Below are 471 nucleotides of genomic sequence, written 5' to 3'. Positions count from 1 at the left end.
GGAATGCTTGTATTGATGACTTCGAGGGTTAGAGTTGCTTGAAATCAACTGGTATTGGGCGATTACTAAAAAAAGATGAATTAATGTATTCTTCAGGCATAGTTGATGAGATGCTCTGAATATATAAGTTAAAAATTAAGCAGGGAAAAATGGATCTTATTTCTAATACTGGCTTGAGAAGCCATCTTTCAGATATTAAAAAGCAGCTAGAAGATCAACCAACAGGTTTCATCGTTGTTTCGCCATTTTTAGCGAACGATATGAACGACTTACTAAGCGAGTTTGATTTTTCTTCGTTGGAATCATTCACATTGATAACTACGTTCAAACCGAATGATCCCGAACAGTTAACAAAGCCTTTTCAGCTAAGGTCAGTGTTTCAATATTTTGAAACAAACTATCCAGATCCCCCTGTGTCAGGATAGTTGTCGCCTCTGTTAATTTTTAATAATTGAATAGGAGGCGGTAAGA

General features: G+C 36.1%; 1 protein-coding gene. It reads left to right on the top strand.

What is annotated here, in order from left to right; translation table 11 throughout:
* Positions 1-149 precede the first annotated feature (149 nt).
* Positions 150-425 (top strand): hypothetical protein, encoded by a 276-nt coding sequence (locus A3763_RS23545; protein WP_068760203.1) that lies wholly within the window; start codon positions 150-152, stop codon positions 423-425.
* Positions 426-471: the final 46 nt, after the last annotated feature.

It is taken from the genome of Oleiphilus sp. HI0128 (assembly GCF_001635365.1).
This window is presented reverse-complemented; position numbering and strand designations above follow the sequence as displayed.